Here is a 531-nt window from a genome sequence, read left to right as displayed (position 1 = left end):
GGCATGGAGTTGATCCCGCAGTTCGCGCAGACGGCTGCTTGCCTGAGGCAGTCGTTCCCGCGCAAGCTGCGCCGCGACCCCCAAACCCACAATGGCGGGTACGTTCTCGGTGCCCGGCCGCAAGCCGCGCTCATGGTCCGCGCCGAAACTGATGTGACGCACGGGCGTGTTCTGACGGATATACAGGGCCCCGACGCCCTTGGTCGCGTAAAACTTGTGCCCGGCCAGCGTGAGCAGGTCGACACCCAATGTGTCGACGTCGACCGGAATCTTGCCTGCCGACTGGGCCGCGTCGGTGTGCAGCAGGACGCCGCGTTCGCGCGTGATGTGCGCGATCTCCCGGATCGGCTGGATGGTGCCGATCTCATTGTTGGCGTGCATCACCGACACCAGCGCCGTATCGGGCCGCAGGGCTTGCGCAATGTCTTGCGGCGAGACGCGGCCGAAATCGTCGACCGGCACCACGGTGAGGCGCCAGCCCTCTTCCTGAAGATGCTGCGCCGGGGCCATCACCGCCGGGTGCTCGATGGC

The 531-nt window shown here is 66.9% G+C and carries 1 protein-coding gene; it reads right to left on the bottom strand.

The features are described from left to right. A partial coding sequence (locus ABW22_RS16445) for a cysteine desulfurase family protein (RefSeq protein WP_157648708.1) occupies positions 1–531 on the bottom strand: 531 nt, incomplete at both ends.

Source organism: Thiobacillus denitrificans (assembly GCF_001530125.1).
Classification (GTDB): Bacteria; Pseudomonadota; Gammaproteobacteria; order Burkholderiales; family Thiobacillaceae; genus Thiobacillus; species Thiobacillus denitrificans_C.
Note: the sequence above shows the minus strand (reverse complement) of the source record. Positions and strands in the feature narration are given on the sequence as shown.